This is a genomic window from Neisseria macacae ATCC 33926 (assembly GCF_022749495.1).
Classification (GTDB): Bacteria; Pseudomonadota; Gammaproteobacteria; order Burkholderiales; family Neisseriaceae; genus Neisseria; species Neisseria macacae.
Window position 1 is genome coordinate 1,877,341 of the sequence record NZ_CP094241.1, and the last position, 22,630, is coordinate 1,899,970.

The 22,630-nt window shown below is 53.1% G+C and carries 21 protein-coding genes; 12 read left to right on the top strand and 9 right to left on the bottom strand.

The features are described from left to right. Positions 1–187: 187 nt before the first annotated feature. Both MON40_RS09010 and MON40_RS09015 read left to right on the top strand, forming a co-directional pair. Positions 188–538: a helix-turn-helix domain-containing protein gene (locus tag MON40_RS09010; RefSeq protein ID WP_242925880.1), complete on the top strand. Its 351-nt coding sequence runs from the start codon at positions 188–190 to the stop codon at positions 536–538. Beyond that, positions 442–1,338, top strand: coding sequence for an IS3 family transposase (locus MON40_RS09015; protein WP_242925881.1), 897 nt, complete (start codon positions 442–444; stop codon positions 1,336–1,338). The genes MON40_RS09010 and MON40_RS09015 overlap by 97 nt, the downstream gene beginning before the upstream one ends. 66 nt (positions 1,339–1,404) lie before the next feature. Here the strand turns inward: MON40_RS09015 and MON40_RS09020 are convergent, their stop codons facing one another. After that, positions 1,405–1,890 carry a DUF4189 domain-containing protein gene (locus MON40_RS09020; protein ID WP_003760112.1) on the bottom strand — a complete coding sequence of 162 codons (486 nt, stop codon included), beginning with the start codon at positions 1,888–1,890 and terminating at the stop codon, positions 1,405–1,407. 125 nt (positions 1,891–2,015) lie between these two features. Next, positions 2,016–2,372 carry a winged helix-turn-helix transcriptional regulator gene (locus MON40_RS09025; RefSeq protein ID WP_039862887.1) on the bottom strand — a complete coding sequence of 119 codons (357 nt, stop codon included), beginning with the start codon at positions 2,370–2,372 and terminating at the stop codon, positions 2,016–2,018. A 163-nt stretch (positions 2,373–2,535) separates the two neighbouring features. Between MON40_RS09025 and MON40_RS09030 the strand changes: the two genes are divergently transcribed. Both MON40_RS09030 and tpx read left to right on the top strand, forming a co-directional pair. Next, the gene (locus MON40_RS09030; RefSeq protein ID WP_003760115.1) at positions 2,536–3,408 is read left to right on the top strand and encodes a pirin family protein; all 873 of its coding nucleotides are present in this window, start codon (positions 2,536–2,538) and stop codon (positions 3,406–3,408) included. Between the two features lie 294 nt (positions 3,409–3,702). Beyond that, complete coding sequence (tpx, locus tag MON40_RS09035; RefSeq protein ID WP_003760119.1) at positions 3,703–4,197, top strand: thiol peroxidase; 495 nt, start codon at positions 3,703–3,705, stop codon at positions 4,195–4,197. A 68-nt stretch (positions 4,198–4,265) separates the two neighbouring features. On the opposite strand, the gene MON40_RS09040 is transcribed toward tpx, so the two are convergent. From MON40_RS09040 to miaA, 4 genes are all read right to left on the bottom strand, one after another. Further along, entirely contained in the window at positions 4,266–4,430 is a 165-nt protein-coding gene (locus tag MON40_RS09040) for a hypothetical protein (RefSeq protein ID WP_003760121.1), read from the bottom strand. Then, the gene (gene hemF, locus MON40_RS09045) at positions 4,430–5,335 is read right to left on the bottom strand and encodes an oxygen-dependent coproporphyrinogen oxidase (RefSeq protein ID WP_039862886.1); all 906 of its coding nucleotides are present in this window, start codon (positions 5,333–5,335) and stop codon (positions 4,430–4,432) included. Before hemF ends, MON40_RS09040 begins: the two co-directional genes overlap by 1 nt. A gap of 161 nt (positions 5,336–5,496) precedes the next feature. Next, positions 5,497–6,219: a tRNA adenosine(34) deaminase TadA gene (tadA, locus tag MON40_RS09050; RefSeq protein ID WP_039862926.1), complete on the bottom strand. Its 723-nt coding sequence runs from the start codon at positions 6,217–6,219 to the stop codon at positions 5,497–5,499. Between the two features lie 15 nt (positions 6,220–6,234). Then, a complete protein-coding gene (gene miaA, locus MON40_RS09055) occupies positions 6,235–7,176 on the bottom strand; it encodes a tRNA (adenosine(37)-N6)-dimethylallyltransferase MiaA (protein WP_003777730.1) in 942 nt (313 codons plus the stop codon). Positions 7,177–7,440: 264 nt separating this feature from the next. Between miaA and MON40_RS09060 the strand changes: the two genes are divergently transcribed. Continuing rightward, entirely contained in the window at positions 7,441–8,022 is a 582-nt protein-coding gene (locus tag MON40_RS09060; protein ID WP_003777725.1) for a superoxide dismutase, read from the top strand. Positions 8,023–8,200: 178 nt separating this feature from the next. On the opposite strand, the gene MON40_RS09065 is transcribed toward MON40_RS09060, so the two are convergent. Further along, positions 8,201–9,574 (bottom strand): DEAD/DEAH box helicase, encoded by a 1,374-nt coding sequence (locus MON40_RS09065; RefSeq protein ID WP_003777723.1) that lies wholly within the window; start codon positions 9,572–9,574, stop codon positions 8,201–8,203. A gap of 337 nt (positions 9,575–9,911) precedes the next feature. On the opposite strand from MON40_RS09065, the gene MON40_RS09070 reads away from it, so the two are divergent. From MON40_RS09070 to MON40_RS09100, 7 genes are all read left to right on the top strand, one after another. Further along, a complete protein-coding gene (locus MON40_RS09070; RefSeq protein WP_003777721.1) occupies positions 9,912–10,859 on the top strand; it encodes a class I SAM-dependent methyltransferase in 948 nt (315 codons plus the stop codon). Between the two features lie 166 nt (positions 10,860–11,025). Beyond that, on the top strand, positions 11,026–11,865 hold the full coding sequence (ypfJ, locus tag MON40_RS09075; RefSeq protein WP_003777719.1) for a KPN_02809 family neutral zinc metallopeptidase: 840 nt from the start codon (positions 11,026–11,028) through the stop codon (positions 11,863–11,865). Positions 11,866–11,986: 121 nt separating this feature from the next. Continuing rightward, positions 11,987–13,369 carry a phosphomannomutase/phosphoglucomutase gene (locus MON40_RS09080; RefSeq protein ID WP_003777717.1) on the top strand — a complete coding sequence of 461 codons (1,383 nt, stop codon included), beginning with the start codon at positions 11,987–11,989 and terminating at the stop codon, positions 13,367–13,369. Positions 13,370–14,113: 744 nt separating this feature from the next. Beyond that, complete coding sequence (locus MON40_RS09085; protein ID WP_039862925.1) at positions 14,114–16,024, top strand: amylosucrase; 1,911 nt, start codon at positions 14,114–14,116, stop codon at positions 16,022–16,024. A gap of 268 nt (positions 16,025–16,292) precedes the next feature. After that, complete coding sequence (locus MON40_RS09090; protein WP_003777708.1) at positions 16,293–17,711, top strand: MFS transporter; 1,419 nt, start codon at positions 16,293–16,295, stop codon at positions 17,709–17,711. Between the two features lie 101 nt (positions 17,712–17,812). After that, the gene (locus tag MON40_RS09095) at positions 17,813–19,336 is read left to right on the top strand and encodes a phospholipase D family protein (protein ID WP_003777707.1); all 1,524 of its coding nucleotides are present in this window, start codon (positions 17,813–17,815) and stop codon (positions 19,334–19,336) included. A 308-nt stretch (positions 19,337–19,644) separates the two neighbouring features. Then, positions 19,645–20,181, top strand: a complete 537-nt coding sequence (locus MON40_RS09100; protein ID WP_003777705.1) for a C40 family peptidase — start codon at positions 19,645–19,647, stop codon at positions 20,179–20,181. Positions 20,182–20,480: 299 nt separating this feature from the next. On the opposite strand, the gene clpP is transcribed toward MON40_RS09100, so the two are convergent. Both clpP and tig read right to left on the bottom strand, forming a co-directional pair. Further along, positions 20,481–21,101, bottom strand: a complete 621-nt coding sequence (gene clpP / locus MON40_RS09105; protein ID WP_003760163.1) for an ATP-dependent Clp endopeptidase proteolytic subunit ClpP — start codon at positions 21,099–21,101, stop codon at positions 20,481–20,483. 87 nt (positions 21,102–21,188) lie between these two features. Further along, positions 21,189–22,499: a trigger factor gene (gene tig / locus MON40_RS09110; protein WP_003762579.1), complete on the bottom strand. Its 1,311-nt coding sequence runs from the start codon at positions 22,497–22,499 to the stop codon at positions 21,189–21,191. Between the last annotated feature and the right edge of the window lie 131 nt (positions 22,500–22,630).

The window sequence follows — 22,630 nt, forward strand, 5'->3', positions numbered from 1 at the left end:
TTTTTCCTTGCCGTTTTATAGTGGATTAACTTTAACCCGGTACGGCGTTACCTCGCCTTGTCCTGATTTAAAGTTAATCCACTATACATAGAAGATGAATTGAAAGGTCGTCTGAAAGCCGTTATGTGGTTTGAACTGCACCCCAAAAGTTGGACATCCCCTCCAACTCACAAGGTGCAGTTTTTTTATGAGCAAATATACATTACACTTCAAATACCAAGCCGTACTCCACTACCTGCATATACGCAGCCAACAACGTACCGCAGACCACTACGGCATTTCCCGAACCCACCTGAGACGATGGATACGCGCCTATCAAGAAGGCGGCATCGGCGCACTCGAACATCCCCAATCCAAAACCATGCCCCAACACCGCAAAAACCCCTTCATCGCAGATAAACCCGACCAAGAAAAAACACAGGCAGAGCTTATCGAAGAGTTGTGCTATATGCGCGCAAAGGTCGCCTACCTAAAGGAGTTAAAAGCCCTCAGCCAAAAGCGGACCGCAAAGGACAAAGCCAAACCGTCCAAACACTGAGGGCGCAACACCCGCTCAAATACCTGCTGCACATCGCAAACCTGCCCAAAAGCAGCTTTTACTACCATCACCAAGACCGACCCAATCCCGACGAAGCCGACAAAGCCCTCCTTGTCGAAACCTACCGGCGGCATAAAGGACGCTACGGGCAAAGGCGCATTGCCGCAACATTGGATTGGAACCGCAAAAAAGCGGCGCGGTTGATGAGGCAGTTGGAACTGAAAGCCCTCATACGGGCGAAAAAAGCCTACCGCCATCCCGCCATGGGCGAAATATCGGAAAACCTCCTCAAACGCCGGTTCAAAGCCCGAAAGCCCAACGAAAAATGGCTGACCGACGTTACCGAACTCAAAGGGAAGGACGGCAAACTGTACCTCTCGCCAATCTTGGACTTGTTCAACCGCGAGATCGTCGCCTACGCCATGAGCCGCAGAGCCGACAGCGAAATGGTGAAGGAAATGCTCGAAAAAGCCGCCCCCCGTCTGACTGATAAGGGAACGATGCTTCATTCGGACCAAGGTGTGCTGTACCGTACGGCGGGGTATAGGGAATTGCTTGCGGAGCATTCCATGGTTCAAAGCATGTCGCGAAAGGCGAACTGTTGGGACAATGCGCCGATGGAAAGCTTCTTTGCGGTGTTGAAGACGGAGTGTTTCTATAACGCAGGTGAATTGACGGTAGATGAATTGATGAAGCAGATAGATGACTATATGGATTACTACAACCGGGAGCGTTGCAGTTTGAAATTGAAAAAGCTGAGTCCTGTCGCATACAGAACCCAGCTTGCACAGAGCGCCTGAATAGGCTTTTATGAGCGTCCAAGATTTGGGGGCCAGTTCAGTTTTCAGACGACCTTTTTACACCGCTTATTGCGATTTCAAGCGGTTTAACAACGTTTTGACCGTACCGCCGTAATAAGCGCTTGAAGTGCAGTACACCGTTTCCAAGCCGCATTGACCTTGCGAGCCGTATTTTTTAATACACTGATTCAGCGCAACCTGATGCACGCTCTTAAAACGCGGCGAAGTAATCACAACCGCATTGTTTGTCGTCAGCTTGCCTTCCGATTTCGGGTATGCGACGGCGATGCAGGTGTTATGAAGCGGAACAACGGATTTACAGCCTGTCGCCTCGCCGTTTTGCACGCCCGAAAGCGTGTCCTGCCCGCGGCAAAACGCTTCCAGCTCCGCATTTGCCTCGATTTGCGACATATTTTCTTTAGTCGTTTTAATCAGCAGCGCATCATTGCCGTCTTGCGGGTTCTGCCACATGGCGAGATAACCATAAGTATCCGCTGCATTTGCGCCTGCTGACAAAATGGTGGCGATAAGTGCCGTTACAATTTTTTTCATTATTGATTCCAAATGCTTATGTCGTTATGTTTGACTGTCATCATTATAAAGCAAAGCCCGTTGCGAATATATGCCCGCATCACTTTTCATTTTAAAGGCCTGACCAAGAGGTCGTCTGAAACGGCTTACTCTTGCGGCTGCTTTCTGTGTTTTGCACATTCTGCGGCATATTGCTCGCCCCAGCGGTGCATCGCCTCGATGACGGGCATCAATGTCTGCCCGAACGCGGTCAGCGAATACTCCACTTTCGGCGGCACCTGCGGATACACTTCGCGATGGACAATACCGTCGTGCTCCAACTCGCGCAATTGCAACGTCAGCATCCGCTGGGTAACGCCCGCCAGCAGACGCTGCAACTCGTTGAATCGTCGGGTTTCCCCGTGTAAATAATATAAAATCAACACCTTCCACTTGCCGCCGATAATATCCAAGGTATTAACGACCGGACAGCAGGCGCCGTGTGTCGGTTCTGTTTCCGCCATTATTGACCTCCGAATGACAGTATAAAAATTGTGCGTACTTGCGAATAAGTTTGTACCCCATATAATACACGCAACAAAGTATGGCAACCATGACATTATTAATTTCATTACACAAAGGTCGTCTGAAAAGATTTCAGACGACCCCACAAGAAGGAACCTCATCATGCGCAACGTCAAACAAATCTACCGTGCAACCAGCCAACACTGGGTCGGCGACGGATTCCTCGTCCAACCCCTGTTCTCCCACATGGGCGACGACCGCGGCACCAACCCTTTCCTGATGCTCGACTACGCCGCACCCTATGAATTCTCCACCAACGAAGCCCGCAGCCCGCGCGGTGTTGGACAACACCCGCACAAAGGCTTTGAAACCGTTACCATCGCCTACCACGGCGAAGTGGCACACCGCGACTCCAGCGGCGGCGGAGGCATCATTTACGAAGGCGACGTGCAATGGATGACCGCAGGTTCGGGCATCATCCATGAAGAATTCCACTCCGAAAACTTCAGCAAAAAAGGCGGACTGTTTGAAATGGTCCAACTTTGGGTCAACCTGCCCGCCAAAGACAAAAACACGCCGCCGCGCTATCAGCATCTCGCCAAAGCCAGTATCCCCGTGGTTGAGCTCCCTGACGAGGCAGGCCGCCTGCGGCTGATTGCAGGAGAATACAAAGGCGTAAAAGGCGCAGCCGACACCTTCACCGAAATGAACGTCTGGGACATCGTTTTGAATGCCGGTAAAAAAGCCGTATTGGAAATACCTGAAACCCACAACCTGTCCATGGTCGTCCTGCGTGGCAACGTTACCCTAAACGGCAAAGAGCAGGCGGACGCAGGACAACTGGTCGGCTTTGAGAAAAGCGGCGGCAACGTACACATAGAAGCCGGCAGCGAAGAAGTCAAAATCCTTTTGCTCTCCGGCGTCCCGATTGACGAACCCGTCGTCGGCTATGGCCCGTTTGTGATGAACACCGCCGAAGAAATCCGCCAAGCCATCAGCGATTTCAAAAGCGGCAAATTTGGAAGCATCGATTGAGCATCTGCGCCGAAACAAAATAGGCTGTCCGCAAGCAGACTTCTCATGCTGAAAACGGATATCACGCGTTTCACTATAGTGGATTAAATTTAAATTAGGACAAGGCGAGGCAACGCTGTACTGGTTTAAAGTTAATCCACTATAAAAGCCAATAGACAATGGTTTCGGCTATACTGTCGGCTGTCGCGGCGTTGGCCTATTTTGCTCTGCGCAATCTGTAAGCCATCGCCCGATATTGATAACCTATTCATTTCGCTCTATTTATTTTCCGTCAACCCCAAAAAGGAAACCCTTATGGCTCAAATTACCTTCCACGACAACCCTGTCCATACTTCCGGCGACCTGCCCGCTGTCGGTCAAACCGCGCCTGCATTCAGCCTGACCGCCGCCGACCTGTCCGACAAAACTTTGGCGGATTTTGCGGGCAAACGCAAAGTATTGAACATTTTCCCAAGCGTCGACACCGGCGTGTGCGCCCAATCTGTGCGTACGTTTAACCAACGCGCGTCTTCTTTGGACAACGCGGTCGTGTTGTGCATCTCCGCCGACCTGCCGTTTGCCCAAGCCCGCTTCTGCGGCGCGGAAGGTTTGGACAATGTTGTGAACCTGTCTACGTTCCGCAGCAGCTTTGCCGCCGATTACGGCGTCGCCCTGACCGACAGCCCGTTGCGCGGACTGACTGCGCGCGCCGTTGTGGTTTTGGACGAAAACGACAAAGTCCTGCACAGCGAACTGGTTGCCGAAATCGCCAACGAGCCTGATTACGACGCGGCTTTGGCTGTTTTGTAAACAAGGGTTTTAAAGCAGAAAAAGGTCGTCTGAAATATTTCAGACGACCTTTTGTCTTTCTTCCTAAACTATTTTGCAGGCGGCTTCAATTCAAACACTTCGGGATGCGCCTTAAAATATTCTACGGCGATAAATCCGCCGCCGATGATGATCACCAGGAACACCGCCATGACAATCATGGCAAGGATGAATTTATCGGAAGGATGGGCGTCGGGCTTGCGTTTATCCGCCATTATTTCATCTCCGAGAGCCAGTCGCGGGCGGTGAGAAACTCGTTCAGCCGCGCTTCGGGCGAACCTTCTTCCGGCGCATATTGATACTCGAAACGCACCAAAGGCGGCATGGACATCAAAATACTTTCCGTGCGTCCGCCGCTTTGCAGGCCGAACAGCGTGCCCCTGTCCCAAACCAAATTAAATTCCACATAACGACCGCGCCGGTAAAGCTGGAAATCGCGCTCGCATTCACCGTATGGCGTGTTTTTGCGTTTCGCCACAATCGGCAGATACGCCCCGATATAGCCTTCGCCGACCGCCTTGATGAAATTCAGGCAGGTGTCGAAATCCCAGCGGTTCAAATCATCGAAAAACAAACCGCCCACACCGCGCGTTTCGCCGCGGTGTTTCAGGTAAAAATACTCGTCGCACCATTTTTTGAACTCGGGATAAACCGCTTCCCCAAACGGCGCACACACGTCCCGCGCCACCGTGTGCCAGTGCAAAATATCTTCTTCAAACGGATAAAACGGCGTCAAATCAAAGCCGCCGCCGAACCACCACACAGGCTCGCCGCCTTCCGGATACGCGATAAAAAAGCGCACGTTCGCATGGCTGGTCGGTACATACGGATTTTTCGGATGAATCACCAGCGACACACCCATCGCCTCAAACGCCGCGCCCGCCAGTTCAGGACGGTGCGCCGTTGCCGAAGCGGGCATTTTGTTGCCCTTCACATGCGAAAAATTCACGCCCGCCTGCTCGAATACCGCGCCGTTTTTCAAGACGCGGGTTTCGCCCACGCCCAACTTGCCCGTCCATTCTTCACGCGCAAACACCGCCCCGCCGTCTTCTTGCTCAAGCGCGGCGCAGATTTGGTTTTGCAGGTTTTTCAATACAGTTAAAACGGTTTCGGTGTGCATGGCGGGTTCCTTATGGATGGGGTCGTCTGAAAACCGTATTTTAATACGGCGCGCCGGATATTTATCAGAATTGCTGAAAAACGGGATGAAACAAAGTTCGCAATCTCTCAAAAGGTCGTCTGAAATCTTGGATTTAAGCTTTCAGACGACCTTTTTTGCGCTTAATACTGTTTCCGCCTCGTCTGAAAAAACGCCTGCAAAACGGCTTTGCATTCGTCTTCCAAAATGCCGCCTTTGATTGCCGTGTGTTTGTTCAGCAGCGGGTTGGCAAACAGATTGACTACGCTGCCTGCCCCGCCGGTTTTGGGTTCAGCCGCGCCGTAGATGACGCGGTGGACGCGGGCCTGGATGATGGCGGAGGCGCACATGGCGCAGGGTTCGAGCGTGATGTAGAGGTCGCAGCCGTCGAGGCGGTAGTTTTGGAGGGCGGCACCTGCGGCGGCAAGGGCGCGGATTTCGGCGTGGCGGCTGATGTCGTGGTCGCTGACGCAGGTGTTGTGGGCGGCGGCGATGATTTGGTTGCTGGAGACGACGACCGCGCCGACGGGGATTTCGCCGATGCGAGCGGATTGTTCTGCCTGCGCCAAGGCAGCGCGCATGAAGGTTTCCATTTCAGACGACGTGGGGAAAACGGCGACGGGCGGATGGTTTTTAAGGGCTTGTTCCAAAGCGGTTTTCTGCGTTTGCGGTAGGTCTTGCGATTTGATACCGAGCAGCAGGGCTTCGAGTTGCCAAAGCGTGCTGCGGGTAACGGTCAGTCCGGCGGCTTTGAGCAGCAGAAAGGCTTGGACGGAACCGGTGTCACGCAGCTCCTCTACGCTGCGGATGCCGAGGGCTTGCAGGGCGGCTAAGGTTCGCGGGGCGACGGGCGGCGTGGTCAACAGGGTCGGCATAGCGTTTTAAATTTGGAAATGGCGGCGCACGAGTGCTAAGGTCGTCTGAACGTGGTTGCCGTCAGTGTAGGGGTCGATGCTGTGCGCCAATGGGATTTTGCGCAGCCAAGTCAGTTGGCGCTTGGCAAGCTGGCGGGTGGCGGCAATACCTTTTTCGACAAAGGTGTCGTAATCGGTCAAGCCTTCGAGGTAATCCCATGCCTGTCGGTAGCCGACGCAGCGCATAGAGGGCATATCGGCGGTCAGCTCGGAATATTTTTGACGCAGGGCGCGTATTTCGTCGATGAAGCCTTGTTCCAGCATTTGCGTGAAACGGCGGGCGATGTTGTCGTGCAGCAAGGCGCGGTTTTCGGGAATCAGGGCGGTGGTGCAGAGGTCGAGCGGCGGGGTGTATTCGGCTTTTTCGACAAAATGCGCGCTCAAAGGCTTGCCGGTCAGGTGGTACACTTCCAAAGCGCGTTCGATACGTTGGCTGTCGTTCGGTTTCAGACGACCTGCGGTTTCAGGGTCTATGGTTTGCAGGCTTTGATACAGATGCGCCAAGCCGTATTGTTGTTTTTCTTCCTGCAACCGGGCGCGCACGGCGGCATCGGCTTCGGGCAGGTCGTTCAAGCCTTCGGTCAGCGCGTGGAAATACATCATCGTGCCGCCGACAATCAAAGGCAGCCTGCCGCGCGCGCGGATTTCCTCCGCCAGCTGCACGCAATCGCCGACAAACTCCGCCGCGCTGTAAGACTCCGTCGGCGGGATGATGTCGATAAGGTGGTGCGGCACGGCATTAAGCTCGGCAGCCGTCGGCTTTGCCGTGCCGATGTCCATATCGCGGTACACCAGCGCGGAATCGAGGCTGATGATTTCAACCGGCAGGGCTTCGGCGATTTTCAAGGCAAGGGCGGTTTTCCCGCCGGCAGTCGGGCCGAGGATGGCAAAGGCTTTTGGGGTGTTCATATCAAAAGGGGCATGGGGAAACGGACGGATTATAGCAAAAGGTCGTCTGAAATCATTGCTTCATTCATGATAAATATCTGTATCGACACCCGATTTCCCTCAATTTTTCTCAAACTGCAACAGGATCGAAATATCGGCCTGCCCTAGTTTCTTTAATCTAAAGCAGGTAAAATGGCAGCCGTTGCCTGATGCGGGCGAACACCCGCACCATCCGACGAACACTACCAAAATACAATCATATATAAATAATTTAGGAGCACTAAAATGGAACATAAGCTGCCACAACTGCCTTATGAACTGGACGCATTGTCCCCACATCTGAGCAAAGAGACTTTGGAGTTCCACTACGGCAAACACCATCAAACCTACATCACCAATCTGAACAATCAAATCAAAGGTACCGAATTTGAAAACCTGCCTTTGGAAGAGATTGTGAAAAAATCTTCAGGCGGCGTGTTCAACAACGCAGCCCAAACTTGGAATCACACCTTCTACTGGCTGGGTTTCACGCCCAAAGGTCAAGGCAAACCTTCCGGCGAGCTGGCCGCCGCCATCGACGCCAAATGGGGCAGCTTCGAGAAGTTCCAAGAAGCATTCTCCGCTTGCGCGGCAGGTACTTTCGGTTCCGGTTGGGCATGGCTGGTGAAAACCCCTGCCGGCGAATTGGATTTGGTTTCCACTTCCAACGCGGCAACTCCGCTGACCACTGAAAACACTCCGCTGCTGACCTGCGACGTATGGGAACACGCCTACTACATCGACTACCGCAACAGCCGCCCCAACTACCTGAAAGGTTTCTGGGAAATCGTCAACTGGGACGAAGTCGCCAAACGCTTTGCTGCTTAAGTTGAACGTTTAAAATAAAAGGTCGTCTGAAATCGATTTTCAGACGACCTTTTTGTTAGGCAACGCGGTATCAAAGTTTCTTCATATAGTGGATTAACTTTAAACCAGTACGGCGTTGCCTCGCCTTGTCCTGATTTAAATTTAATCCACTATATCCGCTATTGATTTGACTTTAGCATCAGCCTCTTTTCGCTGGACGGTTTGGTTTCGAGCCGAAAGAATCGTTGGCTTTACGTTTGCCTTTGAAGCCTTCGCCGCCTTTCTTAAATCCTTCTTTTTTGAAACCTTCGCCGCGCGATTTGCCACCGAAGCCTTCTTTGCCCGGTTTCTTATCGCCGCGCCAGCCGCCGGATTTTCTATCGCCCCAGCTACCTTTGCCTTTCGGCTTGCCACCTGCGGATTTGCGCTTGCGGGTCGGTTCCATGCCTTCGACGGTCAGCTCGGGCAATTTACGGCCGATGTATTTTTCGATTTTGTGTACTTTGACGTATTCGTTCACTTCGGCGAAGGTAATCGCAATACCTGTGCGCCCTGCCCGTCCGGTACGGCCGATGCGGTGAACATAGTCTTCCGCCTGTTTCGGCAGGTCGTAGTTGATGACGTGGGTAATGGTCGGCACGTCGATACCGCGTGCGGCGACGTCGGTGGCAACCAAAATTTTACAGCGGCCTTTGCGCAAATCCATCAGCGTGCGGTTGCGCCAGCCTTGCGGCATGTCGCCGTGCAGGCAGTTGGCGGCGAAACCTTTTTCGTACAAATCGTCGGCGATGACTTCTGTCATGGCTTTGGTGGACGTGAAAATCACGCATTGATCGATGTTGGCGTCGCGCAGGATGTGGTCGAGCAGTCGGTTTTTGTGGCGCATATCGTCGCAGTACAGCAACTGCTCTTCGATTTTGCCTTGGTCATCCACGCGCTCGACTTCGATGATTTCAGGGTTTTTCGTCAGTTTGCGCGCCAGCTTACCGACCGCGCCGTCCCAAGTGGCGGAGAACAATAAAGTCTGACGGTCGGTCGGGGTGGCTTCGACGATGGTTTCGATGTCGTCGATAAAACCCATGTCCAGCATACGGTCGGCTTCGTCCAAAATCAGCACTTCCAAACGGGCAAAATCGACTTTGCCGCTTTGCATCAAGTCCATCAGACGGCCCGGCGTGGCGACAATCAGGTCAACCGGTTTGCTCAGGGCACGGGTTTGGTAGCCGAAAGATGCGCCGCCGACGATGCTGACGGTGCGGAACCAACGCATATTTTTGGCGTACGCCAGCGCGTTTTTCTCGACTTGCGCCGCCAATTCGCGGGTCGGCGTCAACACCAACGCGCGCGGACCTTTGCCCGGTTTTTCGCTGCGTTTGGTCAGCCGCTGCAACGTCGGCAGCAGGAAGGCGGCGGTTTTGCCGGAGCCGGTTTGCGCCGAAGCCATGATGTCGCGGCCTTCCAAAGCAAACGGAATGGCTTGCGCCTGAATCGGCGTCGGGCTTTCGTAACCCTCGCTGCGCACGGCGGACAAGATGTTTTTATCAAGGTTCAAATCGGCAAATTTAATAGACATGGCTATCCTAAAGAGACAACAACGCGCACGTCTGAACGGTTTTCAGACGACCTGAAGCAAAGGAAAGTAACGATACGGGAAATGTGAAGTTACAGGGTTGTCGCAAGCATCTTGCTTGTGGTTAACATCGACGACAACCTGCACAGAAAGGCTTGGCAAATATGCAAGCAATAAAAGAAACGCGCCCGAAACGGCGGTTTAGGTTGGAAGACGATGGCTTCGTATAAAAAGGCGAACGGCGGATAATATCGATTTTATGGATAACGGTCAAGCAAAAAGGCATCAAGTGCGTTAAAATCCAAACCCTTCCCAATCCTCATTCAGGCCGTCTGAAACCATGACCGACATCACACCCTTCGCCAACCGCATGGGCAAAAACATCAAACACCTCATGAAATGGGCGAAACGCAACGGCATCGAAGCCTGGCGCATTTACGACCGCGACATCCCCCAATTTCCCTTTGCCGTCGATGTTTACGGCGACCAAATCCACCTTCAGGAATACGATACCGGCTGGCTGATGCAGCCCGAAGAATACGAAGCGTGGCTTGCCGAAGTATTGGAAGCCGTCGCCTTCGTTACCGGTTTTGCGCCCGAACAAATCCACCTCAAACGCCGCGAACGCCAAAAAGGCCTGCAGCAATACGAGAAAACCGGCAAAACAGGCGACGATTTTGTCATCACCGAAAACGGCCGCAAGTTTTGGGTCAACCTCGACAAATACCTCGACACCGGCCTCTTTCTCGACCACCGCAACACGCGCAAAAAAGTTGGCGAAACCGCAGCAGGCAAACGCTTCCTCAACCTGTTTTCCTACACCGGCAGCTTCACCGTCTATGCCGCCACCGGCGGCGCGGCATCGAGCGAAACCGTCGATTTATCCAACACTTATCTCGATTGGGCGAAACGCAATTTCGAACTCAACGGCATCAGCCCCGAACAACACAAAATCGTCCGCGCCGACGTATTCCAATACCTGCAAAACGCCGCTGCCGAAGGCAAACAGTTCGACCTCATCGTCATGGATCCGCCCAGCTTCTCCAACAGCAAAAAGATGCTCGACATCCTCGACATCCAGCGCGACCACAAAAAGCTGATTGACGGCGCGATGAACCTGCTCGCTTCAGACGGCATTTTGTACTTCTCCAACAACTTACGCAGCTTTGTCTTGGACGATTCGGTATCGGAACAATACGCCGTCAAAGACATTTCCAAACAATCCGTTCCCGACGATTTCCGCAACAAGAAAATCCATCAGTGTTGGGAAATCAGGCACAAAGCCTGACTGTCCTCGTCGTTGGTTGAAATACCCAACGGTTTACCTGCCCAAAGGTCGTCTGAAAACTCCGTTTGGTGTTTTCAGACGACCTTTTCTCAATATAGGCAGGCATCACGCCGCCCCTTCACGGTATAATCCGCCCCATATCACTTCACAACAAGGAACACACAAGATGGATTGGAAAGGACGCGAACAGAGTCAAAACGTAGAAGACCGACGCGGCAGCGGCGGCGGAGGCGGCGGCGGGAGGACGCCCGGCATCCTCGGCATCATCGTCGTTTTGATCGGCGCTTATTACGGCGTCGATTTGAGCGGCTTGGTCGGCACGCCTTCCATGGGTACGGGTTCAACCCAAACCTCCCAGCTCAAACCTCAAGAAGAAGCCGAGCTAAACGAACTTGCCCGCGTCGTCCTCGCCGACACTGAAAAAGCTTGGGGCAGCTATTTCAAGCAAATCGGACGGACCTACACCCCGACCACGCTGGTGTTATACAACGGCGGTACATCCACCGCCTGCGGCATGGGTCAATCGGCAATGGGGCCGTTTTACTGCCCGGGCGACCAAAAAGTCTATCTCGACTTAGACTTTTATAGGGATATGCAGACCAAACTCAACTCTGCCAGCGATGCCGCGTTTGCCTACGTCATCGCACACGAAGTCGGACACCACGTCCAAAACCTGCTCGATATCCTGCCCAAAGTCCACAGAATGCAGCAGCAGGTCGGCAAAAAAGAAGCCAATGCCCTTTCCGTCAAACTCGAATTGCAGGCGGACTGCTACGCGGGCATTTGGGGGCATTACGCCGTCAACAATAATATCTTCAAACCCGAAGACATCCCCAAAGCCATGCTGGCTGCCGAATCCGTCGGCGACGACCGCCTGCAGAAAGACGGGCAGGGCTACGTCGTTCCCGACAGCTTTACACACGGCTCGTCCGAACAGCGCATGGCATGGCTCAAACGCGGTTTGGACAGCGGCGACATCAATCAATGCAACACATTCGGCAATTGATTGAAACCGCAGTAAATGGTTATTTGATATAACCCCCAAAGGTCGTCTGAAAGCCTTCAGACGACCTTTGCCTATGTTAGAATAAGCCTGTTTTCCATTCATAATCACAAAGGAAACCATCATGGCAAACATTGCCCGCGACATCTTCAAAGCCTACGACATCCGAGGCATTGTCGGCAAAACCCTGACCAACGAAGCCGCCTACCTTATCGGCAAAGCCATCGCAACCCGAGCCGCCGAAAAAGGCATTACCCGCATCGCACTCGGACGCGACGGACGCTTGAGCGGTCCCGAACTGATGGAACACATCCAGCACGGCTTTACCGACAGCGGCATCGACGTCCTCAATGTCGGCATGGTCGCCACCCCCATGCTTTATTTCGCCGCCATCAACGAATGCGGCGGCAGCGGCGTGATGATTACCGGCAGCCACAACCCGCCCGATTACAACGGCTTCAAAATGATGCTCGGCGGCGACACCCTCGCAGGCGAAGCCATCCAAGGACTGCTCGCCCTGATCGAAGCCGACAAACTGACCGCTTCCGACAAAAAAGGCAGCGTAACCGAAAAAGACATCTCCGGCGAATACCACAACCACATCGTCGGCCACGTCAAACTCAAACGCCCCATGAAAATCGCTATCGACGCGGGCAACGGCGTAGGCGGCGCATTCGCAGGCAAACTCTACAAAGGTTTGGGCAACGAAGTGACCGAACTTTTCTGTGAAGTGGACGGCAATTTCCCCAACCACCATCCCGACCCTTCCAAACCGAAAAACCTGCAAGATTTGATTGCCGCGCTGAAAAACAGCGACGCCGAAATCGGCTTGGCTTTTGACGGCGATGCCGACCGCTTGGGCGTCGTGACCAAAGACGGCAACATCATCTATCCCGACCGCCAACTCATGCTGTTCGCCCAAGACGTTTTGAGCCGCAACCCCGGCGCGAAAGTCATCTTCGACGTCAAATCCACCCGCCTGCTGGCTCCGTGGATTAAAGAACACGGCGGCGAAGCCGTCATGGAGAAAACCGGCCACAGCTTCATCAAGTCCACCATGAAAAAAACCGGCGCGCTGGTTGCCGGCGAAATGAGCGGACACATCTTCTTCAAAGAACGCTGGTTCGGCTTCGACGACGGCATGTACGCCGGCACGCGCCTCTTGGAAATCCTGTCTGCCTTCGACAATCCGTCCGAAGTCCTGAACAGCCTGCCGCAAAGCATTTCCACGCCCGAACTCAACATCGACCTGCCCGAAGGCAGCAACGGCCATCAGGTTATCGACGAACTCGCCGCCAAAGCCAAATTCGAAGGCGCGACCGAAATCATCACCATCGACGGCCTGCGCGTAGAATTCCCCGACGGCTTCGGTCTGATGCGCGCCTCCAATACCACGCCGATTTTGGTGTTGCGTTTCGAGGCGGATTCCGACGAAGCCATCGGGCGGATTCAAAACCAGTTTAAAGCCGTCATCGAAAGCAATCCCGCGCTGAAATGGCCGCTGTAAACGGTTAACGCTTTAAAGCTCAAAAGGTCGTCTGAAAACGAGTATTCCCGTTTTCAGACGACCTTTTGTTTCGATGTTTATGCCCTTCAAACTTATAGTGGATTAAATTTAAATCAGGACAAGGCGACGAAGCCGCAGACAGTACAGATAGTACGGAACCGATTCACTTGGTGCTTCAGCACCTTAGAGAATCGTTCTCTTTGAGCTAAGGCGAGGCAACGCCGTACTGGTTTAAAGTTAATCCACTATACTCATGGCAACGCCCTATTCTTCCAAGCCAATACGCCCAAACTTCCCCATCAACGACCTTTGACTTCCATCAAACAAAATTATCTTCTTCAAAAAACGCCCGTTGTCCTTTATCCAAGAAAATAAATGTGTTCACCTCCTCATCCAATACCCAAATATTGCCTATTGGATAAATACACAGCCGACACATCAGCAAATTATTGTTCAGAACATAAAAAATAGAGCCATTTATCTAAAAAATAACCACCCAATTAACATTAAATACCAAACATTCAAACCCACTCCAACCCATACAAAAAAATCCATGCCGTTTTCAGACGACCCCAACCCGATTAAAAGCCTATTTTCCCAACCATTTCAGGCTACTATGCACAAACAGCTTCTTACAGTATGATGGACTTCTCAATTTTGCCTTAAGCCTGCATGCGTTTCAGCGGCGCAGGCAGCAGGAATCAGGCTTCCAAACAAATCCAACCTCAACTCGGAGTAAACATCATGTTGACCCAGACCCAACAGGTCGATTTGACCCTGCATCATCTCAAAGAGCGCGCCTTGGCAGAATATAGCCCCAAACAGCGTGCGACCGTCGAAGCTTCCGAAGACTGGAAACAGTTTGACCGGCGTTTGAAAGAGCATTTCCCCAAGCTGATGCACGAGCTGGACAACGTTTACAACGACAACGAAGCCGTCCTGCCCATGCTGGAACAACTGATTGCCCAAGCATGGCAAAGCTATTCCCAACGCGACAAGTCTCTGAAAGCCATCGATGCCGCGCGTGAGAATGACCCCGATTGGATTTTGTCCAATAAACAGGTCGGCGGCGTGTGCTATGTCGATTTGTTCGCAGGCGATTTGAAAGGCTTGAAAGCCAAAATCCCTTATTTTCAAGAGCTGGGGCTGACCTATCTGCACATGATGCCCCTGTTTAAATGCCCTGAAGGCAAAAGCGACGGCGGCTATGCGGTCAGCAGCTACCGCGACGTCAATCCGGCTTTGGGTACGATAGACGATTTGCGCGATGTCATTGCCGCGCTGCACGAAGCGGGCATTTCCGCCGTCGTCGATTTCATCTTCAACCACACTTCCAACGAACACGAATGGGCGAAACGCTGTGCCGCCGGCGACCCGCTTTTCGACAATTTCTACTATATCTTCCCCGACCGCTGGATGCCCGACCAATACGACCGCACCCTGCGCGAAATCTTCCCCGACCAGCATCCGGGCGGCTTCTCCCAATTGGAAGACGGACGCTGGGTATGGACGACGTTCAATTCCTTCCAATGGGATTTGAATTACAGCAATCCATGGGTATTCCGCGCTATGGCAGGCGAAATGATGTTCCTCGCCAATCTGGGGGTCGATATCCTGCGTATGGACGCCGTCGCCTTCATTTGGAAACAAATGGGTACGGATTGCGAAAACCTGCCGCAAGCCCACGCCTTAATCCGCGCGTTCAACGCCGTCATGCGCATCGCCGCACCTGCCGTGTTCTTCAAATCCGAAGCCATCGTCCACCCCGACCAAGTCGTCCAATACATCGGACAAGACGAATGCCAAATCGGCTACAACCCGCTGCAAATGGCATTGTTGTGGAACACCCTCGCCACCCGCGAAGTCAACCTGCTCCACCAAGCCCTCTCCTACCGCCACAATCTGCCCGACCATACCGCATGGGTCAACTACGTCCGCAGCCATGACGACATCGGCTGGACGTTTGCCGACGAAGACGCATGGCAGTTCGGCATCCACGGCTACGACCACCGCCAATTCCTCAACCGCTTCTTCGTCAACCATTTCGACGGCAGCTTCGCGCGCGGCGTCCCTTTCCAATACAACCCCAACACCGGCGACTGCCGCGTCAGCGGTACTGCCGCCGCACTGGCTGGTTTGGCGCAACACGACCCCCACGCCGTTGACCGCATCAAACTTTTGTACAGCATCGCCCTGAGTACCGGCGGCCTGCCCCTGATTTATCTCGGTGACGAAGTCGGCACGCTCAACGACGACGACTGGTCGAACGACCGCAACAAGAGCGATGACAGCCGCTGGGCGCACCGTCCGCGTTACAACGCCGAGTTATACGAACAGCGCCACGACCCGTCAACCGCGGCAGGGCAAATCTATCAAGGCCTGCGCCACATGATAGACATCCGCCAAAACAACCCGCGTTTGAACGGCGGCCGTCTGGTTACCTTCAACACCAACAACAAACACATCATCGGCTACATCCGAAACAATGCGCTGTTGGCGTTCGGCAACTTCAGCGAACACCCGCAAACCATCAGCGCGCACACCCTGCAAGCCATGCCCGCACGCGCCAAAGACCTCATCAGCGGCAAAACTGTGGCACTGAATCAGGATTTGGTGCTGCGCCCCTACCAAGTAATGTGGCTCGAAATCGCCTGATGATTGAAGCAGCTTAAAAACGCAAAGGTCGTCTGAAACTCGGCATTGCCCGTTTTCAGACGACCTTTTCGACAAAATAAATGTTCCACACACAACCTGCCCACCGCCTTTCCCCATAGGCGCAAGCCGTTCGTTTCTTCATCCTCCAGTCAACAAATCTGTCAAAAATCCATTCATTCAACAGTCATCCGGTTCTCATCCCAAAGCCTGAAAAACACCAAGCCGCCTTTCAGACGACCTCCTGCCAAATCAGTTACAATTCATCCCTATGAACAAAACCGAATCAAACGTTTCGGAAACGCCGCCCGTCCGCCCGTCCCAATGGCTGCCCCTACTGTTGGCGATTGCGATTTTCATGCAAATGCTGGACGCAACGATTCTGAACACCGCCCTGCCCGAAATCGCCAAAGATTTCAATGTATCGCCGCTCAATATGCAGCTGGCGGCGATCTCCTATACGCTGACCGTTGCCCTGCTGATTCCTTTAAGCGGCTATTTGGTGGACAGGTTCGACACTAAAAACGTATTTTTCGGTTCAATCGGCATTTTCATGCTCGGATCGGCATTGTGTGCGGCGGCAGCCAATCTGCCCATGCTGGTGATGGCGCGGGTGATTCAGGGCATAGGCGGGTCGATGTTGGTACCCGTACCGCGCCTGACGATTTTGCGTGTGTACGACAAATCCCAACTGCTCAACGCCATCAACTATGCCGTGATGCCCGCGCTGATCGGCCCGATATTCGGACCTTTGGTCGGCGGCTATTTGGTTGAATACGCATCTTGGCATTGGATTTTCCTGATGAACCTGCCCATAGGGCTGCTCGGCGTCTTGCTGGGCTGGCGGATTATGCCCGATGTCAAAGGCGAAAATACGATTCTGGACTTGAGTGGCTACCTGACTTTCACTTCGGCGGCGTGTCTCTTGATGTTGGCGGTGGAAATGGTGTCCCACTCTGGCGCGGTTTGGTTTTCACTCTTGCTCGCGCTCGGCGGTACGGCATTCGCCCTGCTCTACTACCGCCACATGAAAACCGCCGCCAACCCGATTTATGCGGCGGATTTGTTCCAAGTCCGCACCTTCCGGCTGGGTCTGACAGGCAATCTGTTCAGCCGGCTCGGCATCAGTTCCATCCCTTTTTTGCTGCCGCTATTGTTTCAAGTCGCGTTCGGCTTTGCCGCCAGCGTATCTGGCTGGCTGGTCGCGCCCGTCGCTTTCGCCTCGCTTGTTGTCAAACCGCTCATCAAGCCCCTGATGTCGCGCTTCGGCTACCGCAACGTGTTGATTTGGAACACGCGCCTCCTCGCCATACTGATTATGCTGCTTGCCCTACCCGACGCCGACACGTCCTTAAGCGTCTGGATAGTCCTGCTGCTCCTCATCGGCACCTGCAACTCCATCCAGTTTTCCGCCATGAACACCCTGACCATCGCCGACCTGCGCGCGCACCAAACCGGCAGCGGCAACAGCCTGATGGCGGTCAACCAACAACTCGCCATCAGCCTCGGCATTGCGCTCGGCGCGCTTATCCTGCAAAACTGGTCGCAAAGCAGCTTCACCGCAGGCAACCTCCACCTCTCATTCCGCCTTACCCTGCTTTCCATCGGTTTGATTACACTCGTCTCCAGCACCATATTCAGCCGCCTGCACATTTCCGACGGACGCAACCTAACGACTTCAAAAAAATAGGTTAAAATGCGAACCGTATAAACATCGAACTTCTTTTCAGACGACCCTTCTAAATAAAAATACCGTTTCAGCGAAAAAGGTCGTCTGAAACGCCCTCAAGAATGAAAAAAATCCATCTCATCCTTATGCTTCCGGTTTTTCTGACAGGTTGCGCCGGCCTGCCCTCACTGGACGATCGCCCTGAAAGCCACTACCTCGACATCCGTTCCGCCCCGCGCATGGATGCTCTGCTCAACACCGCCACTGCCAAAACCGGCGGCGATATTTCCAATGTCTATCTGCTCAACGACGCGCACGAAGCCTTCGTCGCCCGCGCCGCCCTGATTGAAGCCGCCGACCACACCCTGGACCTCCAATACTACATCTGGCACAACGACATCTCCGGCAAGCTCATGTTCAACCTGATCCACCGGGCCGCCGAACGCGGCGTGCGCGTGCGCCTGCTGCTGGACGACAACAACACCAACGGTCTGGACAACGTCCTGCTCGCCCTCGACAGCCATCCCAATATCGAAATCCGCCTGTTCAACCCCTTCGTCCGCCGCAAATGGCGCGCGCTGGGCTATTTGACCGACTTCCCGCGCCTCAACCGCCGGATGCACAACAAATCCTTCACCGCAGACAACCGCGCCACCATCCTCGGCGGGCGCAATATCGGCGACGAATATTTTAAAGTCGGCGAAGACACCATCTTTGCCGACCTCGACATCCTCGCCACCGGCCGCGTCGTGACCGAAGTTTCCCAAGACTTCGACCGCTATTGGGCAAGCCATTCCTCCTACACTGTCGCCAGCATTATCAAAAAAGGCGATATCGAAAAAGGCTTCCAAGAGCTGGGTTACAACGACAAAGACAAAAACGAAACCCTCAGCCGCTACCGCAGCAGCATCGAAAATTCCGAACTCTACAAAAAAATGCAGAGCAACAGCATAGACTGGCAAAGCGTCCACACCCGCCTGATCAGCGACGACCCCGCCAAAGGGCTGGACCGCGACCGCCACAAACCGCCCATTTTCGACCGCATGCAGGACGCTCTGAAAACGCCCGAAAAAAGCGTCTATCTCGTTTCGCCCTATTTCGTTCCCACCAAATCAGGCGTGCGCGCGCTCGACCAACTCGTCCAAAACGGCGTGGACGTAACCGTCCTGACCAACTCGCTCCAAGCGACCGATGTCGCCGCCGTCCATTCAGGCTACGTCAAATACCGAAAACCCCTGCTCAAAGCCGGTGTTAAACTCTACGAGCTGCAACCCAACCACGCCGTCCCCACCACCAAAGACCGCGGCCTGACCGGCAGCTCCGCCACCAGCCTGCACGCCAAAACCTTTATCGTGGACGAAAAACGCGTCTTCATCGGCTCATTCAATCTCGACCCGCGCTCCGCCAGACTCAACACCGAAATGGGCGTCGTCCTCGAAAGCCCCAAAATCGCAGGCGAAATGCAGCGCACCCTCGTCAATACCACCCCGAAATACGCCTATCAGGTTACCCTCGACAAATACAACAAACTTCACTGGTACGACCCCACCACCCAAAAAACCTACTCCGCTGAACCGGAAGCCAAATTCTGGAAACGCGTTACCTCCAAAATCCTCTCCATCCTGCCGATAGAAGGATTGCTGTAAAACCCAAACGAAAGGTCGTCTGAAAACCTGTATTTCAAGTTTTCAGACGACCTCAAGACAAAAATACGGACAAAACCATCACACAAATATAGTGGATTAACTTTAAACCAGGACAAGGCGACGAAGCCGCAGACAGTACAGATAGTACTGAACCGATTCACTTGGTGCTTCAGCACCTTAGAGAATCGTTCTCTTTGAGCTAAGGCGAGGCAACGCCGTGCTGGTTTAAAGTTAATCCACTATAGAAAAACCTTTTTCAGACGACCTCTTGTCAAACCTCGTCTGAAACGTCCCTAAAAAGGAATCCCATGAAACCGATTATCCGCACCGTCCTGACCGCCGCCATCATCCTGCCCCTCGCCTCCTGCGGCCTTTTTTCCGGCAAACATCACCCGAAGACCAAAACCCACACCACCGTCCGAACAGTCCAACCCATCCGCATCAGCAACATCGACCGCACTCAAGGCTCGCAAGAACTTATGCTGCACAGCATGGGGCTAATCGGCACGCCTTACAGATGGGGCGGCAGCAGCACTGCCACCGGCTTCGATTGCAGCGGCATGATTCAATTCGTCTATAAAAACGCCCTCGATGTCAGCCTCCCGCGAACCGCCCGCGACATGGCGGCAGCCAGCCGCAAAATCCCCGACAACCAATTAAAAGCCGGCGACCTCGTCTTTTTCAACACCGGCGGTTCATCCCAATATTCCCATGTCGGCCTCTACATCGGCAACGGCGAATTTATCCACGCCCCAAGCAGCGGCAAAACCATCAAAACCGAAAAACTCTCCAGCCCGTATTACGCTAAACATTATCTCGGCGCGCATACTTTCTTTACGGAATAAGGCATACAGCGGGATTCTTCATCTATCGGCACAAAACAAAAACGAACCAACGTCGTTAACGTAATCTCAATTCCAATACGGCAAATCAAAAAGGTCGTCTGAAAACCTGTTTTTCAAGTTTTCAGACGACCTTTTCGTCAACTCCATTTAAACACCGCCGCTAGCGACGCTTCAACAAAACCGCTCTTTCCTTACCCAAGCAGTTTCATCAAAAACAGCCGCTCCGTTGTACAGGCGAAATAGCGGAATAATCAGCGCGTCTTCTGTCCGCGTGTGTTCAAATCGCCGAAATCAAACATTTAAGCCTGCAAAGAAGCGCGATTTTCCAGAACTTGGTCAATAAGACCATATTCTTTGGCTTCTTCGGCGGACATGAAGTTGTCGCGGTCGGTGTCACGTTCCAAATCTGCCAAGTCGCGGCCGCAGTGTTTCGCCATCAGGCGGTTGAGTTTCTCTTTGATTTTCAACAGCTCGCGGGCATGGATTTCAATGTCGGATGCCTGACCGCCCAAACCGCCGCTGATTAAAGGCTGGTGAATCATGATACGGCTGTTGGGCAGGGCGAAACGTTTGCCTTTTTCGCCTGCCGAGAGCAGGAATGCGCCCATGCTTGCCGCTTGTCCCAAGCACAAAGTGGAGACGTTGGGCTTGATGAAATTCATGGTGTCGTAAATCGACATGCCTGCCGTTACCGAGCCGCCGGGGGAATTGATGTAGAAGAAAATATCTTTGTCCGGATTTTCACTTTCCAAAAACAACAGCTGGGCAACCACCAGATTGGCGGACTCGTCGGTTACCGGACCGACCAAAAATACGATGCGCTCTTTCAAAAGGCGCGAGTAAATATCAAATGCACGCTCGCCGCGGCCGCTTTGTTCGATAACGGTAGGAACGAGGTAATTATTGAAATCGAAGGACATTTTTGTCTCCTGTCAATGTTGCGAAAGCACCAAAGGGGTGCTTTGGTGCTTTCAAGTTGCCTGTTTCAGACGACCTTTTGAAGATGATTAGGCTTGTGCGCCCATCACTTCGTCAAAAGACAAAGCTTTTTCGGTTACTTTGGCTTTGCCCAAAACGAAATCAACGACGTTGCTTTCTACTGCCAAAGAAGTCGGACCTTGCAGGCGGGAAGGCTCTGCGTAGTACCAGTCGATCACTTCTTGAGGATCTTCGTAGCTTTCTGCGAAGTTGGCAACAACGGCTTTGATTTGCTCTTCAGTCGGTTCCAGTTTGTTTTCTTCAACCAGTTTGGCCAAAATCAGACCCAAAGATACGCGGCGTTCGGCTTGCTCTTTGAACATATCCAAAGGCAGATCCAAGTTGGCAGCGTCAGCCATGCCTTGGTTGACGAAGTTTTGTTTCATTTCGTTTGCCAAGCGGGCGGCTTCTTCATTTACCAAAGCAACAGGCGCTTTCAGCTCTACGGCTTTGAGCAGCGCGTTCATTACAGATTCTTTGGTTTGTTCGTTTACGCGGCGCTCAACTTCGCGGCCTACGTTTTTCTTCACTTCTTCGCGCATTTTGGCAACGTCGCCGTCAGCGATACCCAATGCTTTGGCGAAGTCGGCATCAACTTCGGGCAGGGTGGGTTCGGATACGTTGTTCAATGTGATGGTGAAGACAGCGGATTTACCGGCAACGTCTTTACCGTGGTAGTCTTCAGGGAAGTTGACGGTAACGTCTTTGCTTTCGCCTGCCTTCATGCCGACTACGCCGGCTTCAAATTCAGGCAACATTTGACCTGCGCCCAATACGAAGGCGTAGTTTTTGGATGCGCCGCCGGCGAAAGGTTCGCCGTCGATTTTGCCTTCGAAGTCGATGATGACGCGGTCGCCGTTTTGGGCTTCGCGTTCAACATGGTTGAAGCGGGTGCGTTGTTTGCGCAAGATTTCTACGGTTTGGTCCACTTCGGCATCGCCGACGGAAGCGGTTACTTTTTCGACTTCTTGTGCAGACAAATCGCCGATAACGACTTCAGGGAACACTTCGAAAATCGCAGCGATTTTCAGGGATTCTTTATCGTCTTGTTCTTCAACGCCTTCGAAACGCGGATAGCCGGCAACTTTCAATTCTTGGGCAACGGCAACATCGTAGAAGCGGCGTTGGACCATTTCATTGATGACATCATTTTGAGCGCTTGCACCGTACATTTGTGCAATCATTTTTAAAGGTGCTTTACCCGGACGGAAACCGTCGATTTTTGCACGGCGTTGGGTTTGTTTCAGTTTTTTATCGGTTTCTGCATTGATTTCGGACCAAGGCAGAGACAACACTACTTTGCGTTCCAGATTTTCTAAAGTTTCAACAGTTACGCTCATCGTAAGACCTTAATTTGTTGTGTTAAATAAAAAATGGGAATCCTTTTGCCAATGATGACTGCAAAAGCGGCCCCGACCCATCGGGGCTTTATCGTCCGTTGCTTGCAAAAGGCAGGAAAATTAGCTGGCTA

Excerpts from the sequence above, each read along its gene's own strand:
- MON40_RS09095 (WP_003777707.1), top strand. The coding sequence starts at position 17,813 with ATGAAAAAAATCCATCTCATCCTTATGCTTCCGGTTTTTCTGACAGGT.
- tpx (WP_003760119.1), top strand. The coding sequence starts at position 3,703 with ATGGCTCAAATTACCTTCCACGACAACCCTGTCCATACTTCCGGCGAC.
- clpP (WP_003760163.1), bottom strand. The coding sequence starts at position 21,101 with ATGTCCTTCGATTTCAATAATTACCTCGTTCCTACCGTTATCGAACAA.
- MON40_RS09060 (WP_003777725.1), top strand. The coding sequence starts at position 7,441 with ATGGAACATAAGCTGCCACAACTGCCTTATGAACTGGACGCATTGTCC.
- MON40_RS09065 (WP_003777723.1), bottom strand. The coding sequence starts at position 9,574 with ATGTCTATTAAATTTGCCGATTTGAACCTTGATAAAAACATCTTGTCC.
- MON40_RS09070 (WP_003777721.1), top strand. The coding sequence starts at position 9,912 with ATGACCGACATCACACCCTTCGCCAACCGCATGGGCAAAAACATCAAA.
- MON40_RS09100 (WP_003777705.1), top strand. The coding sequence starts at position 19,645 with ATGAAACCGATTATCCGCACCGTCCTGACCGCCGCCATCATCCTGCCC.
- MON40_RS09090 (WP_003777708.1), top strand. The coding sequence starts at position 16,293 with ATGAACAAAACCGAATCAAACGTTTCGGAAACGCCGCCCGTCCGCCCG.
- MON40_RS09040 (WP_003760121.1), bottom strand. The coding sequence starts at position 4,430 with ATGGCGGATAAACGCAAGCCCGACGCCCATCCTTCCGATAAATTCATC.
- tig (WP_003762579.1), bottom strand. The coding sequence starts at position 22,499 with ATGAGCGTAACTGTTGAAACTTTAGAAAATCTGGAACGCAAAGTAGTG.
- MON40_RS09085 (WP_039862925.1), top strand. The coding sequence starts at position 14,114 with ATGTTGACCCAGACCCAACAGGTCGATTTGACCCTGCATCATCTCAAA.
- MON40_RS09030 (WP_003760115.1), top strand. The coding sequence starts at position 2,536 with ATGCGCAACGTCAAACAAATCTACCGTGCAACCAGCCAACACTGGGTC.
- miaA (WP_003777730.1), bottom strand. The coding sequence starts at position 7,176 with ATGAACACCCCAAAAGCCTTTGCCATCCTCGGCCCGACTGCCGGCGGG.
- MON40_RS09010 (WP_242925880.1), top strand. The coding sequence starts at position 188 with ATGAGCAAATATACATTACACTTCAAATACCAAGCCGTACTCCACTAC.
- ypfJ (WP_003777719.1), top strand. The coding sequence starts at position 11,026 with ATGGATTGGAAAGGACGCGAACAGAGTCAAAACGTAGAAGACCGACGC.
- hemF (WP_039862886.1), bottom strand. The coding sequence starts at position 5,335 with ATGCACACCGAAACCGTTTTAACTGTATTGAAAAACCTGCAAAACCAA.
- MON40_RS09020 (WP_003760112.1), bottom strand. The coding sequence starts at position 1,890 with ATGAAAAAAATTGTAACGGCACTTATCGCCACCATTTTGTCAGCAGGC.
- MON40_RS09080 (WP_003777717.1), top strand. The coding sequence starts at position 11,987 with ATGGCAAACATTGCCCGCGACATCTTCAAAGCCTACGACATCCGAGGC.
- MON40_RS09025 (WP_039862887.1), bottom strand. The coding sequence starts at position 2,372 with ATGGCGGAAACAGAACCGACACACGGCGCCTGCTGTCCGGTCGTTAAT.